Consider the following 18772-nt stretch of genomic DNA (forward strand, 5'->3'; position numbering starts at 1 on the left):
AGTTGGTGGCAATTTTTCTGGAGTATTTCTATCTTAACATAACAATTAACCACTTATAGATCAACTATGAAATCATTTATTTTACCATTTTTATGGCTATGTTTTGTCGCGTGCAACAAAATAGCACCTTCAAAAGAAGAAGCTGAATTTCTGAAATCAGCAAACTCGACTGTCCATGCTAATTTAAGCACAGCAGTAACAACTTATCCTTTGCCCAGCGGTCTACCAAATCAGTACAAGTCAACGGCCTTTACAGTTAGTGCGGGTGGAAATCCAGTCGGCCTATATAACGCCGGAAATAACAGCTGGGGAAATAGCGTTAGTTATGGTTACTTTGATTTCAGCGGTACTGTATCGATATCGGTTACCCCTTCCAGCGGCTTCAGTAGCTTCAAATTAGTGCCTTCATCATTGGGTATCACAGGGGTGAGATCCGGCAACACGATTACTTTCACACTCTCTCAGCCGACCAATATATCACTTGTATTAGACAACGATTACCAAGGAAAGGTATTGCATTTATTTGCCCAGGAGCCAGAAAGTGATATTCCATCAGCGACAGATCCCAATGTCTTGTATTATGGTCCAGGATATTACGATTTGAGCGCACAGCCGCCACTGACTTTGAGTTCCGGAAAAACCTTATATATCGGCGGCGGAGCCGTTATCAGAGGTAGAGTAAAAATAGATAATGCGTCAAATGTGACAATAAGGGGTAGGGGCGTTCTGCTCAACGATTACAACAGTCCCACGGATGATATCGCCCTCGCCTTAGGCGCAGTAAGCAACTCGACTGTGAAAGACATCATTGTCAATCGAAACATAGGAAGCTGGACTTCTGCCATGCACAATTGTTCCTTTGTAAATGTAACTAATTATAAAGCTGTCAGCCCATATTTTGCCAGTTCCGATGGATTTAATATCAACAGCAGTCACGATATCACTTTTGATAAATCTTTTATCCACTCTGCAGATGATGCAGTCGCCATCAAAGGAATGTCGGATCAAATTCCTGCAAATTCACTGCCCGTTTATAATATAACCTACAAAAATGCACAATTATGGGCTGATGCAAATAATACCATCGGTATCGGTGCTGAAACACGCGCTGCCTATTTTCAGAATATTAAGTTTCAAAACATAGATATCCTATATAATTACGATGACAAAAATCATCCGGATGTTCTCCCTGATCGTTCCGCTATCAATATTTTTGCCTTACATGGCACCTATTTTAATGATATAACCTTTGAAGACATCCGGGTAGAAAGAGCAAAAAGACTGATAAACGTTCAGATGGATGAAACATTTTATTTTGGTTCGTTGACTGGAAACTGGAATTGGCCTGGAGCAATGACAAACATACTTTATAAGAATATTACATCCACATCTGGCGGTAGTAACGAAATCAAATTGATCGGTTGGAATGACAGCCATCGTATTGAAGGAGTGACCCTGGAGAATGTTAAGATTAACGGTAACTATGTTAAAGATTTTAAAGATAGCCATTTGACCATGAATCAGTATGCGAATTCGGTCAAGATTGTCAGTCCATCCGGAACAGTTAATAGCGATGTCTATAATGCATCGACCGATTTTTCGCCGGTACAAGGAACCCGCAGGTGGTACTATAAATACTGGCAGGCTGGAATAGGAACAAGTTTGATGAGCTGGAATCCGGACGGATCCAACCATTGGTGTGGTTCGGGTAGTTATGACGCGATATGGAACGGTAGCGGTAACATCTATATTCATCCCGATAATAGCCAGCCGATCCTTGTTTGGAATGCGCCAAAATCGGGTACCGTAAAAATTACCGGATTGGTTCGTAAAAATGATATCGGGGGTGGAGATGGTGTCAACGTAAGCATTTGGAAAAATAATATGATGGTCTGGCCATCCAGCAGCTGGCAGACTGTGGTTTATAATAATACCACTGGATTTTGGCATGATATTAATGTGTCTGTCACCTTTGGCGACGAATTATCCTTTCGTGTGGATCAGCGTTCCAATTCAGGCTGGGATACTACATACTGGAATCCAGAAATTGCATATCAATAAGCATTTTTGCTATCCATTTCAATCGTCAGGATTGAAATGGATAGTGATTATTTAGCCTTTCTATAGTGGCTTGGCGTTATACCAAAGAAATCCTTAAACTGCTTGCTAAAATAGTTTGCATTGGAATAGCCTAACTTATATGCAATTTCAGAAATGCTAAATGATGGGTCTTTTAATAAGGTTTTAGCATAATCAAGTTTGACTTTAATAATGAAATCAGTAGGAGTGAGATCTGTTATTTTTTTTAGCAATAGATACAACTGGGTTCTGCTAATACGCATTTCCTGCGCTAGTTGATGGACTGAAAAATTATTTTCCGCAATGTTTCTAACGATAATCTCCTGCACTTTTAAAATAAAAGTTTCCTCCTGAGAGTTTGCTTCTTCTTTAATTCGTAAAGGCTCCGCCTGACTGTAGTAATGGCGTAGCGTAGCTTTATTTTTTAATAAACTACCCATTTTAGCCAGTAGCTCCTGCGTGCTGAAGGGTTTATTGATATATCCATTTGCAGCTAATTCATAACTTTTGATTTTATTGGCAATCGTATCATAAGAAGTCATTAGGATAATCGGGATGTGTTTGGTCTTCGGGTTACTTTTCAAATGCTTGCATAATTCATATCCATCCATGATGGGCATCATAATATCACTGATCACCATGTCGATCGGATTATTCCTAATGTATTCTAAAGCTTCTTGTCCATTGTGAGCGATGATGACATGGTAGGATTCCAGTAATTTATTTTTAAATAGTTCTGCCAGATCAGTATGGTCTTCTACTAGAAGAATTTTATGCGTATTGCCTTCCAACGGAACATCAAATCTTATTTGGCTGTTATCAGTGTAAATCACGTCGTCTATGAGCTCAATTGTAGCATTTAACTCGAGATCAGGGTCATCCGGAAGCTCGGATGCAAAATTATCCACCGGTATAGTGAGTGAAAATTGTGTTCCAGTTTCAATGCTGCTATTTACATCGATCTGTGCGTTTATACGCTTTGTGAGACCTACGACCAAAGCTAGACCAATGCCATTATTGTCATAATAATTGCCGGTTGACTTTTGTCTGAAATAAGGTTCAAATATTTTTTCAATCTGGTCCGGTGGTATATAACTGCCCGTATTGCTTACATGAATAACAACTTCATTGGTATCTTTTGAAACGCATAGTACAAGAGCTATCTGGCCACCCACCTCACAGTTTTTAAACGCATTGCTCAGCAGGTTGCTGATTATTTTTTCCAGTTTGTCAAAGTCGAGGTCGACATTTACTTCTGTTGATGGGTTTTCAAATCGATATTTAATGTTTTTACGGTCGAATAAAGGCGCAAACATCGAAAAGATATTTTGACAAAAGGTGACCAGGTCTCCGTTAACGGTATTTAATGGCAAATTACTGCTTTCAATTTCTCTAAATTCCATTAATTGACTTATCAGGAACGTAAGCCGTTTGATATTTTTTTGGGAGATTTCATATTCTTTGATGTTTTCAATCTTATGATTGGAAAAAAGGTCTTCCTGTATCGCCATAATAATAGCTAAGGGAGTCTTAAGTTCATGGGACATGTAGGTGAAAAAATCAAGCTTACTTTTATTCAGTTCCTCTAATTTAGACGTTTCTACTTCAGCCAGTTTTATCTTCAAGATTTTCAAATGCCGTCTTTTTAAGAACTTTCTAAATAGGATGAGGGCCACAATAACCAATGCCCCATATACCCACAGGATAATATTGCTCAACAAGAAATGGGGTTTGATTTTGATCAGCATTTTTTTTGTCGCAATGATATTATTGTTCAGATCTACTAACTTAATATGGAGTTCGTAATTTTTTGGTTTTAAGGAAGTAAAAGTTATTGTTCCTGAAGCTTTCGAAAGTTCATACCAACGCTTGTCAATGTCTTTTAAAGTATAAAATATGCGGTAGTTTTCGCGGCTTTGCGGATCGAAATTTACTTGGTTCACTTCAATAGAAATCATATTTTGATCATAAGGTAGTACGATTTCATTCGTATGATCAATGCCTTTTTCAAAATACTTTTTGTTTCTAAGTTGGCTGATATTAAATATTTTAAAATCAGAAAAGTAGAGTAAAGGTTTATGTGTTGGAAGTGGGTCTAACTGTGGCGCCTTAAAAAAACATATTCCATCAACAGACCCAAAGTATAAGGTGTCATTGTAATAGTAGGCAGAGCGTTCGTTAAACCAGGACGTGTTTAAACCCCAGCTGACATTAAAATTTTTAATGGACCGGTCGGTATCAACACAGTACAAGCCATTTGTTGTTGATAGCCAGTACCGCTTCAAGTTGTCTTTCTTGATACCATGTATTTGAACATTGATTTTTCCTCGACCGGGATAAGGAAGTAGGTGACCATTTCTGTCAATAAAATAAAGGTAGTTTTGCTTTGTCCCTAAAAGGACATTTTCTCCATCAAGGAGCATCGAAAGAAATTGTATCCTATTTCCCTTACTCAGTTCTTTCTTATATATTTTAGTTGTCTTTTTGCTCCAATCATAACATACGATCTCATCGAGGCAGCAAATCCATATCAGATGATTGTTTACCATGATGTCATTGATCGTCGAAGTCGTTTTAAGTAGAGTTGTAAAATTATCTTTATGGCGGTCATATATGCTTACAAAACCATCTGTCCCCACAAGTAGATAATCCTGGTTGAGGTTTCGGATGGAGAATATTCTATTATTCGGTAAAGATGACGTGATGTTCTTGTCATATTGATAATGCTTGATTTTGCTTCCCTGATCAGCTAAACAGTATAAACCGTTTGATTCAGAACCAGCCCAAATATTTCCCTGAGCATCTTCTTCTAGTGATATGATATTATCACTGATTTTGCTTTTTTCCTGATTAAACCTTTTTATTACCTGTGATTGTCCATTGTATACATTTATCCCGATGGCGTTGGTTGCAACCCAAAGCTGTTTTTTAGATGACATGAGAATATTGTTGATCACGATTCCACGGGCTCTTCCGGGATTGGTGACGTGTAAAAAATCTAACCATGAATCATTTTTCGAGAGACAGAATGCTCCATTAAAATAAGTCCCCAATATCATGTCATCAGACTTACTTTTGTAGATTGCGCATACTGTAGAATTAAGTTCATTGTCAAAGTTCTCTATCAACATCCGATATTCTGTATACTGGTTGATATAATCAAATACAGCCACACCTTTGTTATGTCCTATCCAAAGTCTGCCCTCTGCGTCTTCGGCAATACTACATACATTTTGGATCTGTGCGGGTTGAGGTAGCTGCGCCTTAAATTTATTTTGGATGGGATCGAAGCGCAGGATACCGTGTCTTTTTGTTCCTACCCAGATCAGATTTTTGTTGTCACAGTACAGCGAGGTGATGAGCACATCCCTGTCGTAGCTCTCGGCGAAATTAAAACTGGCTAAGACATTCCCTTTTTTGTCACATTTAGCAACGGTGGTGAAGGTAGCTCCCCATAGGTTACCTTGATTATCCGCCTGAATCCTATTAAAATATACATTGTTATTGAGTATAGAAATTTTTTGTTCAGCCCATTTGTATAACGTGTTGTTGCAGAGTATTACTACAGCATCTGTTGTCAAGGCTAAGGCTTTCGACGTATTATGCAATTCAGTTTTGATCAATAGCCTATATTTATTGGTGGTGAAATCATAGCAATATATGCCATTGTCGGCAGCGATGATCATTTCCTGTTTGAATGATTTAATTTCGATGATTTTGCCGGGTTGAAAAAGTGAATCACTCATCGACTTTGGATTACCCATTATGTGAGCTCCATCATATAGGTTAATGCCGTCGCTGGTTCCTATCCAGACACGCCCAATAGGGTCTTCGGAGATTGCGGTTACCCGATTTGAGAGAAGGCCATTTTCTTGTGTTAGCTTATTATATTTTCTGATATGCTGTGCATCCAGTGATAGACAAGTAAACAGTAGATAACAAAATATGAAAAACGTTTTTAGAGTCATTTTCTTTAGGCTTTGCTTATTTATCAAATAAACAACTATGTATAGATTAAAAAATATAATATCGTTTATTTAATTGTAATATCGTTCAGCTCCTCAAAAAAAAATGATGAAAAATTAAATTCATCCATATTTAAACCATATTATCTTTTTTAGTTGGAATAACTCCTTATTTTCGGGACGAAGTTGCGGATCACCTTGTTCTGCGGCACAATATAACCAATTACCAAATTTAGAAAGAGATGAAAAGAAAAAAGTTAAACCATAATGTACTCTATTTTCTAGTTGTTTTTCTATTGGAGCCACCTGTCGTTCATGCGGCATGGAAAGCGAAAACTATTTCTGTGGAGCGATATATCCGACAGGAAATTCGCAGCGGGCGTGTCCTTGACCCGCAGGGAATTCCACTCGCTGGTGCTAATATTAAAATAATGGGAACGCAGACAGGTACCAAGACCGATAGTGAGGGACGGTTTAGTATTAACGTTCGTTCTGGACAAAGTCTGCAAGTCTCATTTTTGGGTTATAAACAGACTGTTGTTCAGGTCGAATCTGGCGTGGGAGAAATAACGATTAAACTTGAGCAGGACAGTTTTGGACTACAAGATGTCGTTGTCGTAGGATTTGGAAAGCAAAAAAAAGTAAATCTCACCGGGGCAGTCACATCTGTTTCAATGGCTGATATAGAAAGCCGTCCTATCACAAATGCTTCTATGGCATTAGCTGGAAAAGTGGCCGGACTGCAGGTGACCCAAAATTCAGGGCAGCCAGGTGCTGATGGCGGTACCCTAACGATCCGTGGGATCGGTACATTGAACAATACGTCACCCTTGGTCATCATAGACGGGTTTGAAGCAGCTATTAATGATGTAGATCCCAAAGATATCGCCTCCATATCCGTACTAAAAGACGCTGCATCGGCATCAATATATGGCAATAAAGCGGCTAATGGTGTTATTTTGATTACGACAAAACGGGGGCAGGAAGGAAAACTGAAAATAAAATATGATGGATATGCCGCAGCGCAACAAGTGACACGATATCCAAAATTGTTGAATTCCTATGATTATCTAACGCTACTGAATGAAGCGAAAATGAATTCAGGTTTCCAGCCGCAGTATGACGATGAATATATAAGCCATTATAAAGATATTAAAGACCCTGTGCGCTATAGGGATTACAATTGGGCAGATTTCTATTTTAAGCCTGCATTACAGCAAAACCATTATTTACAGCTTAGTGGCGGCAAGGAAAATATTGTTTATGCCATTTCCGCAGGATACCTCAATCAAAAAGGTATTGTTGAGGGCACAAATTACGATAGATATAATTTCCGGTTCAACACCCAGCATTCATTTTTAAACAATAAAGCACATCTGGGGCTTACTGTGTCGGGCTATATTGGCAAGACAAAGGATCTGATTGAAGGAGCTGGAGCCACGATTGCACGAATTACCCAAATGGCGCCGTTTGTAATCCCAAAGATAGAAGGTTACGGATGGACCGATTGGTTCTATAGCGATGCAATTAAAGAAGCAGGGGGAGGGCAGACCTTTGATAATAGCAATTTGAATACAATCGCCAATTTGACTGTTAACCTTACGCCCCGGCTTACATTTGAAAGTGCATTGAGCTATGTGGCCAATAATGATCGGCAGCTGTCTTATGCGCCAAATGTAGATCTATTTCTGGTTACTAGGGCCGCGGACGGAACCAGCATCATTGGAAAAAACAATTCTAGAGAATCTTCCATTAGCAAAAGCTCAAATAAATATGGTACTATTTCCAGCTGGGCAAACCTCAATTATGCTTATGATTTAGCAAAAGATCATCATTTTAAAGCTCTGGTAGGTTTTCAGCAATTTCAATGGAAAGGCAATTATTTCCAGACATCAATCAGGCGGCTGTCCGCCAATCTGCCTTACTTTAGTGTGGGCGACCCTTCCTCTGCCAAAAATAATGATTGGGGAAGCAAGGAAACCTCCGTTGGATTTTTCGGTAGGTTAAATTATGATTATAAGGGCAAATATCTATTTGAGGGTAACTTGCGGTACGATGGCGCTTCCAAATTTGCACGAGGCCACAAATGGGGTACATTTCCTTCATTTTCTGCCGGATGGCGTCTGTCGCAAGAACGTTTTTTCAAGAATATTAGTTTCGTTCAGGATCTAAAGATAAGAGGATCCTGGGGGATACTCGGCAACCAAAATATTGGCAACCCCTATGCTGGTGCTGATATATTAGCATTGGGAGGAAGACAGAACAATTATATTTTTAACAATCTCGACAACGTAGGTGCTGCCGTATCGGTGATCGCCAACAAGGGGCTTACCTGGGAACAGACGACACAGACTAATATCGGTATTGACCTACAGATTTTTAAGGATTTTAGTGTAACAGCCGACTACTACGTTAAAAATACAAGTGCTATCCTGCTGCAGCTGCCTATTTCCAGTACATTTGGATTTACAGATGTTCCCTTCCAGAATGCTGGTAAAATGCGCAACAACGGACTTGAGGTGGCGCTGGGATACCATAAGAAAGTCAATGAATGGCTCTTCAAGGCCAATGTAGCCGTCGCCCACAATCAGAATCGCGTCACTGATCTGAAGGGAATGAGTCCGATTATTTTCGACGGTGCAATATTAAAAGAAGGCGTAGAGTCCACTTCGTTATTTGGATACGATACCGAAGGTATATATCAGAGTGAGAGTGAGATTCAGCAGCACCTCCGGACTTTCGATGAGGATGGATATTCCTTGTTAAATTCATACGCAGGCCTGAGAGCTCAACCCGGAGATGTTAGGCTGAAAGATCAGAATGGTGATCGTATTATAAATGATAAGGATAAGGTGGTTTTGGGGCATACTTCTCCAGATTATATATTTTCTGCCGACCTTAATGTTCAATACAAGGCTTTTGAGCTGCGTACTCTTTTGGAGGGTACACAGGGGGGCAGAGGATGGAGTGCAGGACAGCTCGTTACACCATTTTTTAACGGAGGGTATAATGGGGCTAGCTGGCTTATGGACAGGTGGACGCCCGAGCAGCCCAATAATACCTATCAGCGTGTCTATTTTGACAATCAACGGAGCAATTTAAAGTCCAGTTATTTCGTAGAAGACCTCTCATATATTCGGGTCAAAAACATAGAATTCAGTTACAGCCTGGCTGATCAGGCACTTCGTAGGCTTTCGATACAAGGCTGTAGATTTTTTATAAGCGGACAAAATCTGCTGACATTGACAAACTATAAAGGTTTTGACCCGGAAGCTTCGGGCAATCCAAGAGAAGGAACAAGGATTGGAAACTATCCACAAGTGAAAACCTACACCGTTGGCGTGAATTTGACATTCTAAACTAATCGACATGAACTCAAAACTATTGCTTTATACATTTATTATTTCAGGAATGCTATCTGCTTCCTGCCAAAATTATCTGGATACGGTTCCCGAGGACAAAGTAACCCCTGAAAGCTTTCTGACAGGAGCGGAGCAAGCTAACACGCTATTAAACGGAGTATACAATCAATTGTATTATGACAGTCCTGATAAGATGGTTCCTTATGTCTACGACAATATGAGTGATAATTCCTTCAATTCGCATTCCTGGGATCCTGCGCCACAATTTGCGTCCGGAACGCAGACGGGTGATAGTGATTTTACATTGGTCAAATGGAAATATAACTTTAGAGGTATCTCACGTGCAAATTCACTGCTCAAAGGACTCGCAGGCGCAGATGCGATCGCTAATTCGGACAAGGCCAAAATCAGTGCTGAAGCGCGTTTTTTAAGGGCATACTTCTATTTTGACCTCGTCTGTTTTTATGGCGAGGTACCCATTTTGGACGAACAGACCGTTTTAAACAATCCCGAACGGGGCAAATTGGATGCGGTACTATCGTTTATAAACAACGATCTTGATTATGCCATAGACCAGCTTCCGGTCGCGTTAGGAGGAGAGCGTGCATCCAAAGGCGCGGCTTTGATGTTGAAACTTCGGGTGGCCGAATGGATGAACAAGCCTGAGCTTGTCATTTCCCTGGCCCAGCAAATACAAAAACTGGGTTATCAGCTGTATCCTAATTACTTTGAGCTTTTTCAGCCAGCCGGTATTGAGCAAAAAGATAACCCCGAGATTATCTTTAAGATCAACTATGCCAAAGATCTGCAGAGCAGCGAGGTTTCTAAAATCTTTGGCAATTGGAACAACTTTACGCCGACTCTCCAGATGGTTGATAGTTATTATACTACGAATGGATATCCAATCCGTGACATCCGTACCACTGATGGTGCATTTGTTGCAGGCGACCCTAGTTACAATAAAGACCGCCCTTTTGACAATCGTGATCCGCGGTTGCAGTTATCCATCGTTGTTCCCGGTTCCGAGTTTAGATTGGATGGCCAAGGTTGGTATCAGGCACATTACATACCGGCCAACTGGGATGTCGCCACATCTTTTACTGTCCGTAAATTTGTTGATCCCTATCTCAAAACATTGACCAATGAAACTACAGATCGGATTGTGATGCGTTATGCAGAAGTGTTGCTTGCCTGGGCTGAGGCAGAGAATCAGCTTCATGGCCCCACGGCTCAAGTTTACGAACTGCTCGATAGAGTAAGATCACGTGTTGGGATGGTGAAAGTATCTCAAGCGATGCCCAATATTTCCCAAGCCGTTATGACAGAAGTAATTCGCAATGAGAGACGAGTAGAGCTTTTTGCGGAAGGAAGACGATGGTTTGATATTAGACGCTGGAAAATTGCTGAAACCGTTATGGTCGATGCACAAGGTTATGATAAATCCAAGCTTTCCTGGTATTCCGATGGTAATCTTACAGCCTACTGGCAATATATCCCTATTGTCGTTGACCGTAGGTCTTTTAATCCGAACAGAGATTATCTCTGGCCGATACCGAATGAAGAGCTCAATGCTAACCCCAATATACAACAGAACCCAGGATATTAATGTTCAATTCCTTAAAACTGAAACGTATGAAGATACAATCCATCTATTTATTCATGCTCCTATTATCCATTTCCTGTACAGAAAAGATAGAGTATGTTAATCCTACATGGGTACAACAGCTGTTACCGATGAATAGCACACAGATTAAAATTGATTATTTTGACAATGAGACGATGCAGGAATTCAGCTGGGTACAGCGGGAGGGAGCGACCTACACGTTGATGTTGGACGTTGACGAGAATTTTGGCAATCCAATTCGATACGAAGTGGGAACAAAAGCCAGCTATAAAATTACCAATCAGGAATTTTTGGATGATCTGAAGAAATTAAACCCATCATTTAAAAATTCAGGTCGCTTTTTTTGGAAATTAGAACAGCGAAATCAAGGCAAGGTCGAGAGCGTATGGCGCTATTTTGATGCCTTGGTTTCAGTATCCAGCTTTGTCGACCCCCGTGACCAAGAACATTACAAGGCATTGCAATTTGTCTTGCCCGGAGGCAAACTTGTTACTATGATGTCGGATAACCTTAGGGCAAAAGTATATGCAGACGGTACAGCCCTTCCGCTACCTCGAAAACTAGCACCTGAAGACAGTCCAGCTGCTATTCGGAATATTGCCGGTGGATTTTATTCGTGGGGCACAGTCGTCCGTGATGAAGCCATCGCACGGGAGAAAACCCTGGCTGGTGAAAATATTCAGGGTATTTGTCCAGATGGCTGGCATGTTCCTGCGTTAGCAGAGTGGAAAGAAGTCATCAATTACCTCGGACCAAACTCAGGTAATAAAGTCAAAAACCCACAGTTCTGGATTCAAAATGGAGCAATTACAGATGAGGTCAAATTCAATATTGTGCCTTCAGGATTTTATTGGAATGAAGGGCTTTCGTTTCTCACCGATCCGGGGACTATGTGCGGATTCTGGACTTCGTCGCCAGCCTTAAAAGGATATCAATATTCATGGGAAACACTCTCAGCGGATCGCTCGGGTGAAGCATCAGCGGTGATTATTTACAATGATCCCGGTAATCCGGATATCAATACACAATCAAGGAGCAGCGCAGGCGGAGGTAATTTTCACTACAATGTACGTTGTATCATGAACTAAATTTAAGTTAACCATTATGAAAAATAATATATATATCAGTTTCGTTTTCCTTAGCATCAATCTGTTTTTTTCCTGCAAAAACGATAATGAATTTTATGAGGTCGGGTTTCAGCCGACTGTATTGCTCAAACCGGTGGCAGATTCACTGGTTATATTGGATAAGAATAATCCAAGTATGCTGGTCGGATTCGAGTATTTTTCAAAGAGACCCTATATAGATTACAATCTTCTTATTGCTGTAGACCCCACGCTGACCACTAAAAGAAAAGTGATATCTGCCGGAGTAGGTGAAAAATATTTTTTGACTCACTTTGTTCTGGATTCACTGATGAACACGATGCATTTTAAATCGGGCGAACAAGGAAATATTTATTGGAAAGTTGAAGCTAAAAATTCCGAGTTCAGCACGACCGATGAGGTACGACGCTTAAAAGTACAGCGGTTTAAATAATGATTAACCATAGAATTAAAAGTAGAAATTATGAATAGGAAGTGTACTCCAAAGGCACTCCTGTTATTCCTTTGCTCAGTTTTGCTGGCCGGGATTCTAACAGGCTTTAAATGGATGTCTGATCAACATGATGAAAAGATAACGATCGTTATGTTCGGTGATTCGATTACCAAAGGGGGAGATTGGGCGACATTATTAGGACGTAGCGACGTCAAAAATAGCGGTTTCCCTGGGTTTACCACCTCACATCTGGTCTGGCTATTAAAGGAAAACGTTATTGATTTAAAACCTCGTGTATGTTTTCTCGAGGGCGGTATTAATGACATCGGTGTGGGGATCCCTTTGAAACGTACCAAGAGCAATTACCGTTCGCTCATAGATGGGCTGAAAGAACATCAGATTGTACCCGTCGTCCAGTCCATTTTGTACCAACAGGATAATCCGGAGAGTAAGGTTCAGGTCGATAGCCTCAACAGCTATTTGAATGCCTATTGTCAAAGCAAAGGAATTTACTATTTGGATATAAATACCAAACTTAGTTCGCCTACAGGCCTCAAGGCTAAGTACACTACTGATGGCACACATATCAACCAAGAAGCTTATGGGATTTGGGCGAGCGAAGTCAGGAATCTTTTAAAATCTATATTATAGTATTGATCTTATAAGTCGTTTTTTATGACCCGATTAACCTTTTTCAGACTTGGCATACTGGTTCAATTACTTTTAGGTTGGACAGATTTAAATGCAAAAATTATAAACGTTACACATTTTGGAATGCTACCAAATGACGGGCAAGACGACCGTCAGGCTTTACAGTTGATTTTAGATCGTCTCCAAGATGGTGATAAAATTTACTTTCCAGCGGGGACCTACTCGTTTTCATCGTCATTGAGACTCTCCGGCAAGATCGGAATTGAGATCTATGGTAGCCTCGGTAAGGAAACATCCACGCTTATGGCTACCGGGTTCGATCCGTTCAGTTCCAATGCCAGCTGGACCAGTTTATTGGAAGTCAGCGACTGCAAAGATCTTATTATACGTAACCTTTTTATTGATGTAGACCGGCCCGTAAGTGTCAATGGTACAGTCGTAGGGACTGGTGACAGTCCGGACGGGTCATTCTATGAAATAGATCTTTTACCTGAGTTTTCTGAATATACGGATCGTTTAGCTGAGCTCAAGATCATGCATCAGCTCAGCTATAATGCTGATGGAACACCCAATTATCATATTTCCACACATTGTGATCTTAAGAACGGAAATTGGCCACACATCGAAAAGCTAAGTACCTTACGTCTGAAAATTTATAATAATGAGGCTCATAAACTCAGCAAAGGCGAACTTATCAATCTAAGACTAAAGATTACGGGCAATCCCTGCTTTAGTTTTTTAGGTGTCAACACATTAACAATGCGCGATATCACCATCTGGCAATGGCCTGCATTTGCGATGTACGTATCAGATCTAGCAAATAGTCGTCATCGCTCCGGGGATATGACGCTGGAGCGTATTCGTATGAAGCCCAAACCAACTTCCGGGCGTTTGATGTCGATTAGTGCGGATGGAATACATGTAGCCTCAATGGCGGGTACGTTTAAGGCTGAGCATTGTGAATTTGTTGGATTGGGCGATGATGCCATTAATATACACAGTCGTTTGTGCCATATCGGCAAGATCAGTGCTGACTCGGTTTTATTGATCAATGGCTGGACGAAAGCTCCCGTCGAAGATGATTGGGCCTTCAAGGATGATATTATCGAATTTTTGGACGGTAAGACAGGCTTGCCCAAGGGCAAAGCAAAGGTCAAGTTTCGCGGCAAAGGTCAGTATCAATTAAAATCTATCCCAAAGCATGTCAATGTAGGTGATTTTGCCGCAAAAGATACAGGTACACCATCAACCATTATACGGGATTGCATGGTTTCAAACAGCCGTGCTCGGGGTTTTGTAGTTCAGTCCAAGAAAGTTGTGATCAGCAATAATAAAATATGGAATATTTCTGGTCCGGCGATCCTACTTTCCTGTGATATGGAGCGCTGGTTTGAAGCGACAACCGTGAAAAAGGCCACTATAACAGGCAACAGGATAGATAATTGCGGTAACTATCTCAGATGGGACGATACCCTGACAGGTTATGGCGCCATAGCCGTTAAGACAGGACATGAAATAGGAGGGATTGATAAGCCCGCGGGTGTACATCACAATATTACGATCCAGGCAAATACGATCAGCGACTGTTCCAATTCAGCGATCTTTGTATCTTCGACTGATGGTGTCAAAATCAGAAAGAATCATATCAAGAATTGTAGTAATCGTTCCAGTATACCATTTTATGGAAATTACGCGATCTACCTAAAAAATTGTGTCAATGATCAGGTTTTTGACAATAGCTTTAATCAGGTTAAAAAGCTATTAGGAAAAGATTGACTTATAGAAATTGAAATAGCATAAAGGCGAGCTATTAGCCTATATGACACTTAACGAGAAATACGACGATGAATACATCGGTTATTTGTTAAGCCGGCTGCCCAGGGGCGTGGTATTTCAAACAAAATGATTGAGCACCATCAGAAATTGCATAGCCCGAGTTGCTCAATGTGCAATCCGATAGTTCAGCTTTGACGATATCTTTCGAAACGAACCACTTTAAAATATCATTTACAACAACTTCATCAACAGCGTACCTGGACACTTTAGGCACAAGCGAAATAGTATAGTCACTCATAGACTAAAAATAAAGAATTATTGGAACAATGCGCTAATGGTTTCATACAAATTTTTCTCTAAATAACTGGATCAGTTCGGAAACAAAGCATTCGGGGCTTACGAATTGCCTTTCAAGTCTTCTTACGATTTCCCGTAACCAATCCTACTTTCAAACCAATACTTTAGCCTTAACAAAGTAATCATCTTGAAAGTTAATAACTGTAAACCTATTAGTTCAACATACCACAACCAATTCTTGTGTTCCAATAGCAGCCAATGTTGTCATTGGTACCACTGTCTTTAGCAATATAGGAATCAGCTATGTAGATTTCTTTGGCAGTCGCTCTACCAGCTATGAAAAGACAATGGGGGAAATGTTTAAGCGATCACATTTATTTGACTGGAAATTTGGTAAGTTTAGAGCTAATACAACATTAAAATATGCACCAGTTATTTCTTTGTCAATTTAAAGGAGAAGAGTATCTATCAATCAGCACCTTAGAAGAGGTAATGGCTATAGTGGAGCGTTATAAACCAGAAAACTGGCCCGAATTTGAAAAGTATCTGCGACGTGATGATCCTCCAGGCTATAACGAGTATTTTGCTAAATTGTATGATGGAGGGTTACCCTTCGATAAGAGAAATTTAAAATCATTGACGATAGATCGTTATAAGGATAAGGCTCTTGATAATCTATTGTTTGAACAATTACAGCATTTTCAGTTTCAAAAAATTATCTTTTCAGAATCCTTATTGGATGTTGAGCTTCCTAAGAATGTACTGGAGGTACGACAACTCTTTTGCAATGGGAAATCGACAAAGGGAACCATCGATTTAGGCAAATATCGTATGCTAGAGGAAATCCATATTTTGGATTTTAATAAGAGCATTAGATTCGAAAATCAGAGTAATTCTGTAAAGCATATTACATTATGGTATTTCAACCCTACAAGCAGGTCTATTGAGTCGATCGTGGATACTTTTCCTAATGTGGAAGAAATATTGATCCATCATACCAATGTGCAAAGTTTGGAAGGTATCGAGAAGCTCAAAAATCTTAAAAAACTTAAAATAAGCTACGGCAGAAATTTACAATCTGTCAAGGATGTAAACGAATGTGAGCACATTGAAATGGTTATTTTCAATAATTGTAGAAAAATAGATGATTTCGAGCAGGTCGAAAAGAGTCCAGATCGGACTGTCCTGCATACTAGATTGCCAGGGTAATTTTTAAAAAATTAAGCAATATGTTAGATACAATTTGGGTTTTTCATGGAGAAGGAGGGCGGTTTTCAAGTGGAGTTTTTACTTCAAATGAAAAGGCGGAAATATGGATAAATAGACATAAGTTATCAGGAGTTTTAACAGCATATCCAATTGATGAAGGCGTGTACGACTGGGCATTATTTAATGATTTTTTCAATGTGAAAAAACAAGCTCAAATGGAAGCCAATTTTATCCAACAATTCAGCCAAACCTTAGCGATGTGATTTACTAAGTCGCAAGGATAGGTTCAAAGTAGAGAATAACTTCACCGCTATTAAAGTTTTTAGTCTTCGTTCTTTATTAAGTAACAATGGGTGGAGTGGGTTAGGAGATATACCAGATTTAAACCAAATTTTTATTTTCGGATATACTCTTTAGGTATAGGATGCTTTTTCAGAAATTCAATAGCATCTTCGTTTTTTTTCTTAAAAAATGAAGATTTATTATAAATACTTTGACGATCTTGAGCTGTCATATCCTCATTACTCTTATTTTTTTTATTTGTATTTGTGCTCATGTTTTAAACCTCCTGATCCAAAGTTCGTTATTATTTTTTGAATATAAAAAAAGCATCATAGTTTTTACCTTTCTCAAAAGATTCCCAATTGTCTCTATAGTAGGCTTTCACTTCAAACATTTCTTGGATATCCTCCCAAAACTCCGCTATTCCCATCTGATACAATCTCGTTCTTGATGCCGTGCTGCCTTTTGCCATTACGATGACATGAGGATGTTTATGAATAAAGTCTAAGACAGCTCTAGCTACTGTAGTAAGGACCTTCTTTGTATCTAGATTATTTGTCGTTGTTAGATCGCTTATTTCTTTTGTGCTAGGATCAAAATCTCCAAATCCAAGATTATATACGTTTTCCTCAATATTGATCTGTTGAAACTGAATTACTTTTCTTATGTTACCTTTTGGGCCTATACTGAAAAATTCGTAATAGTGTATGTCAGGCGTTTTTTCAAAACTATAATACTCCTCATGCATAAAAAATTGGTTATTTATCCAAATAGGTTTGATAATCCTCTTACTCTGGACTGACACAAAAATACACAATTTCTTGGAAAGCTAGAAAGAAGCAACTTTATTCATCATAAAAGCTTACGTTTTGCGCCCTCAAATTCTGCTTGTGTAATCATTCTTTTTTCCATCAATCCATGTAGTCGCTATGATGGTTTGTATTGTCTTTTCAAACTATGGATTGCTTTTCAAGCCTTCTTACGGCCTCCGGTAACCAACTATTCTTTCAATCCAATTAACAAAGTGTAATAATCTTGAAAGTTAATATCTAAAAACATATTCATTCAGCATAAATAATGTATATTAGGCTTGGGTATTAACCTTGGCCGATTGAAAGATAGCATACCATGATAGTAAGCACGAGCAATTCCAGTGTTCCCATAGCTGCCAATGTTGTCATCGTAGCCGTTATGAAGTATAAAATATAGAGCTACCAACCCTTAAAAAGGATAACCAAGATATGAAGATACAATTGACAATGATTGTCCTGCTGACAACATTAACATTGACCAGCTGTGGACAAAATAACGATCATAAATCTGTACATAACTCGGCAGATACCACTTTTATAAAATCATTGGAAAAAAGGCAATTAGGGGAAAGTAAATATTCCATTTCTTTACCCACAGATTATGCTATAGGTGAAACCAATGGAGAAGATTTTTCCGTTTACTATTTTAATCCTGCTGACACCACAAATCATACAGGTATTTCGGGCGGCTTGTATTTCGGTAATCATCCTAGCCAATTTCCAGCTAAAAACAAAAGTTGCAAAACCGAGCATCTGAAAAATGAAATATTTGATCAAGATGTAAGCTGGACCATTTATAACTGTAATGGAGACTATTCAATTCAAAGCATAATGTATAGCAAAAGCGGCGAGGGGTGGAATGAATTGGTTCACATGTTTGGCAATGCGAAATCAACTAAAGATCTCGACAGACTGCTGTTTATTTTTAAGACAATGAAAAAAAAGGAATAATATGCATTACCACTTGGAGTTATCTATACACAATCTGAAGTGCAACGGATCCTGAGCGAATTGGTCAAGCAACGTGCACAAGCAATTCAAGTTGACGCTATTATATGGCTTAGTGTTGATATCGACGAAATCTCAGGAAAAGGGAGCCAGCTATTTATGATTACTGCAGTGGGTACGCCAGTAGATCTTAGAGAAGTTGCTCGCGTTCCCGTGGAGAAGTAAGAA

Annotated in this window: 15 protein-coding genes; 11 read left to right on the forward strand and 4 right to left on the reverse strand. The window is 39.5% G+C overall.

Features of this window, described 5'->3' with window-relative positions; all coding sequences use genetic code 11:
- Nucleotides 1–66 precede the first annotated feature (66 nt).
- On the forward strand, nt 67–2061 hold the full coding sequence (locus tag D7322_RS08320) for a glycoside hydrolase family protein (protein ID WP_121123124.1): 1995 nt from the start codon (nt 67–69) through the stop codon (nt 2059–2061).
- Between the two features lie 47 nt (nt 2062–2108).
- Here D7322_RS08320 and D7322_RS08325 read toward each other — a convergent pair whose 3' ends face one another.
- Complete coding sequence (locus D7322_RS08325) at nt 2109–6047, reverse strand: hybrid sensor histidine kinase/response regulator transcription factor (RefSeq protein ID WP_121123126.1); 3939 nt, start codon at nt 6045–6047, stop codon at nt 2109–2111.
- Nucleotides 6048–6286: 239 nt separating this feature from the next.
- Between D7322_RS08325 and D7322_RS08330 the strand changes: the two genes are divergently transcribed.
- From D7322_RS08330 to D7322_RS08355, 6 genes are read left to right on the forward strand one after another with little or no spacing between them, the layout of a single operon-like run.
- Complete coding sequence (locus D7322_RS08330; protein WP_121123128.1) at nt 6287–9403, forward strand: SusC/RagA family TonB-linked outer membrane protein; 3117 nt, start codon at nt 6287–6289, stop codon at nt 9401–9403.
- A 10-nt stretch (nt 9404–9413) separates the two neighbouring features.
- Nucleotides 9414–11012: a RagB/SusD family nutrient uptake outer membrane protein gene (locus D7322_RS08335; RefSeq protein ID WP_121123130.1), complete on the forward strand. Its 1599-nt coding sequence runs from the start codon at nt 9414–9416 to the stop codon at nt 11010–11012.
- Between the two features lie 26 nt (nt 11013–11038).
- Nucleotides 11039–12118 carry an FISUMP domain-containing protein gene (locus D7322_RS08340; protein ID WP_183078643.1) on the forward strand — a complete coding sequence of 360 codons (1080 nt, stop codon included), beginning with the start codon at nt 11039–11041 and terminating at the stop codon, nt 12116–12118.
- A 16-nt stretch (nt 12119–12134) separates the two neighbouring features.
- Nucleotides 12135–12569 (forward strand): hypothetical protein, encoded by a 435-nt coding sequence (locus D7322_RS08345; RefSeq protein WP_121123134.1) that lies wholly within the window; start codon nt 12135–12137, stop codon nt 12567–12569.
- Nucleotides 12570–12599: 30 nt separating this feature from the next.
- Nucleotides 12600–13220, forward strand: a complete 621-nt coding sequence (locus D7322_RS08350) for an SGNH/GDSL hydrolase family protein (protein ID WP_121123136.1) — start codon at nt 12600–12602, stop codon at nt 13218–13220.
- 24 nt (nt 13221–13244) lie between these two features.
- A complete protein-coding gene (locus D7322_RS08355; RefSeq protein WP_121123138.1) occupies nt 13245–14996 on the forward strand; it encodes a right-handed parallel beta-helix repeat-containing protein in 1752 nt (583 codons plus the stop codon).
- An 88-nt stretch (nt 14997–15084) separates the two neighbouring features.
- On the opposite strand, the gene D7322_RS08360 is transcribed toward D7322_RS08355, so the two are convergent.
- The gene (locus D7322_RS08360) at nt 15085–15294 is read right to left on the reverse strand and encodes a hypothetical protein (protein WP_121123140.1); all 210 of its coding nucleotides are present in this window, start codon (nt 15292–15294) and stop codon (nt 15085–15087) included.
- A 422-nt stretch (nt 15295–15716) separates the two neighbouring features.
- On the opposite strand from D7322_RS08360, the gene D7322_RS08365 reads away from it, so the two are divergent.
- On the forward strand, nt 15717–16502 hold the full coding sequence (locus D7322_RS08365; RefSeq protein ID WP_121123142.1) for a hypothetical protein: 786 nt from the start codon (nt 15717–15719) through the stop codon (nt 16500–16502).
- Nucleotides 16503–16522: 20 nt separating this feature from the next.
- Nucleotides 16523–16765 (forward strand): DUF7710 domain-containing protein, encoded by a 243-nt coding sequence (locus D7322_RS08370; protein WP_121123144.1) that lies wholly within the window; start codon nt 16523–16525, stop codon nt 16763–16765.
- Between the two features lie 131 nt (nt 16766–16896).
- Here D7322_RS08370 and D7322_RS28420 read toward each other — a convergent pair whose 3' ends face one another.
- Together D7322_RS28420 and D7322_RS08375 are read right to left on the reverse strand one after the other, a co-directional pair.
- Nucleotides 16897–17058, reverse strand: a complete 162-nt coding sequence (locus tag D7322_RS28420) for a hypothetical protein (protein ID WP_183078644.1) — start codon at nt 17056–17058, stop codon at nt 16897–16899.
- A gap of 30 nt (nt 17059–17088) precedes the next feature.
- Nucleotides 17089–17532, reverse strand: a complete 444-nt coding sequence (locus D7322_RS08375; protein ID WP_121123146.1) for a DUF6934 family protein — start codon at nt 17530–17532, stop codon at nt 17089–17091.
- Between the two features lie 493 nt (nt 17533–18025).
- On the opposite strand from D7322_RS08375, the gene D7322_RS08380 reads away from it, so the two are divergent.
- Nucleotides 18026–18547, forward strand: coding sequence for a hypothetical protein (locus tag D7322_RS08380; RefSeq protein WP_147430334.1), 522 nt, complete (start codon nt 18026–18028; stop codon nt 18545–18547).
- Nucleotides 18548–18586: 39 nt separating this feature from the next.
- Nucleotides 18587–18769 carry a hypothetical protein gene (locus D7322_RS08385; protein WP_121123151.1) on the forward strand — a complete coding sequence of 61 codons (183 nt, stop codon included), beginning with the start codon at nt 18587–18589 and terminating at the stop codon, nt 18767–18769.
- Nucleotides 18770–18772: the final 3 nt, after the last annotated feature.

The organism is Sphingobacterium puteale, assembly GCF_003627955.1.
Taxonomy (GTDB): Bacteria; Bacteroidota; Bacteroidia; order Sphingobacteriales; family Sphingobacteriaceae; genus Sphingobacterium; species Sphingobacterium puteale.

Excerpts from the sequence above, each read along its gene's own strand:
- D7322_RS08320 (WP_121123124.1), top strand. The coding sequence starts at position 67 with ATGAAATCATTTATTTTACCATTTTTATGGCTATGTTTTGTCGCGTGC.
- D7322_RS08325 (WP_121123126.1), bottom strand. The coding sequence starts at position 6,047 with ATGACTCTAAAAACGTTTTTCATATTTTGTTATCTACTGTTTACTTGT.
- D7322_RS08330 (WP_121123128.1), top strand. The coding sequence starts at position 6,287 with ATGAAAAGAAAAAAGTTAAACCATAATGTACTCTATTTTCTAGTTGTT.
- D7322_RS08335 (WP_121123130.1), top strand. The coding sequence starts at position 9,414 with ATGAACTCAAAACTATTGCTTTATACATTTATTATTTCAGGAATGCTA.
- D7322_RS08340 (WP_183078643.1), top strand. The coding sequence starts at position 11,039 with ATGAAGATACAATCCATCTATTTATTCATGCTCCTATTATCCATTTCC.
- D7322_RS08345 (WP_121123134.1), top strand. The coding sequence starts at position 12,135 with ATGAAAAATAATATATATATCAGTTTCGTTTTCCTTAGCATCAATCTG.
- D7322_RS08350 (WP_121123136.1), top strand. The coding sequence starts at position 12,600 with ATGAATAGGAAGTGTACTCCAAAGGCACTCCTGTTATTCCTTTGCTCA.
- D7322_RS08355 (WP_121123138.1), top strand. The coding sequence starts at position 13,245 with ATGACCCGATTAACCTTTTTCAGACTTGGCATACTGGTTCAATTACTT.
- D7322_RS08360 (WP_121123140.1), bottom strand. The coding sequence starts at position 15,294 with ATGAGTGACTATACTATTTCGCTTGTGCCTAAAGTGTCCAGGTACGCT.
- D7322_RS08365 (WP_121123142.1), top strand. The coding sequence starts at position 15,717 with ATGCACCAGTTATTTCTTTGTCAATTTAAAGGAGAAGAGTATCTATCA.
- D7322_RS08370 (WP_121123144.1), top strand. The coding sequence starts at position 16,523 with ATGTTAGATACAATTTGGGTTTTTCATGGAGAAGGAGGGCGGTTTTCA.
- D7322_RS28420 (WP_183078644.1), bottom strand. The coding sequence starts at position 17,058 with ATGAGCACAAATACAAATAAAAAAAATAAGAGTAATGAGGATATGACA.
- D7322_RS08375 (WP_121123146.1), bottom strand. The coding sequence starts at position 17,532 with ATGCATGAGGAGTATTATAGTTTTGAAAAAACGCCTGACATACACTAT.
- D7322_RS08380 (WP_147430334.1), top strand. The coding sequence starts at position 18,026 with ATGAAGATACAATTGACAATGATTGTCCTGCTGACAACATTAACATTG.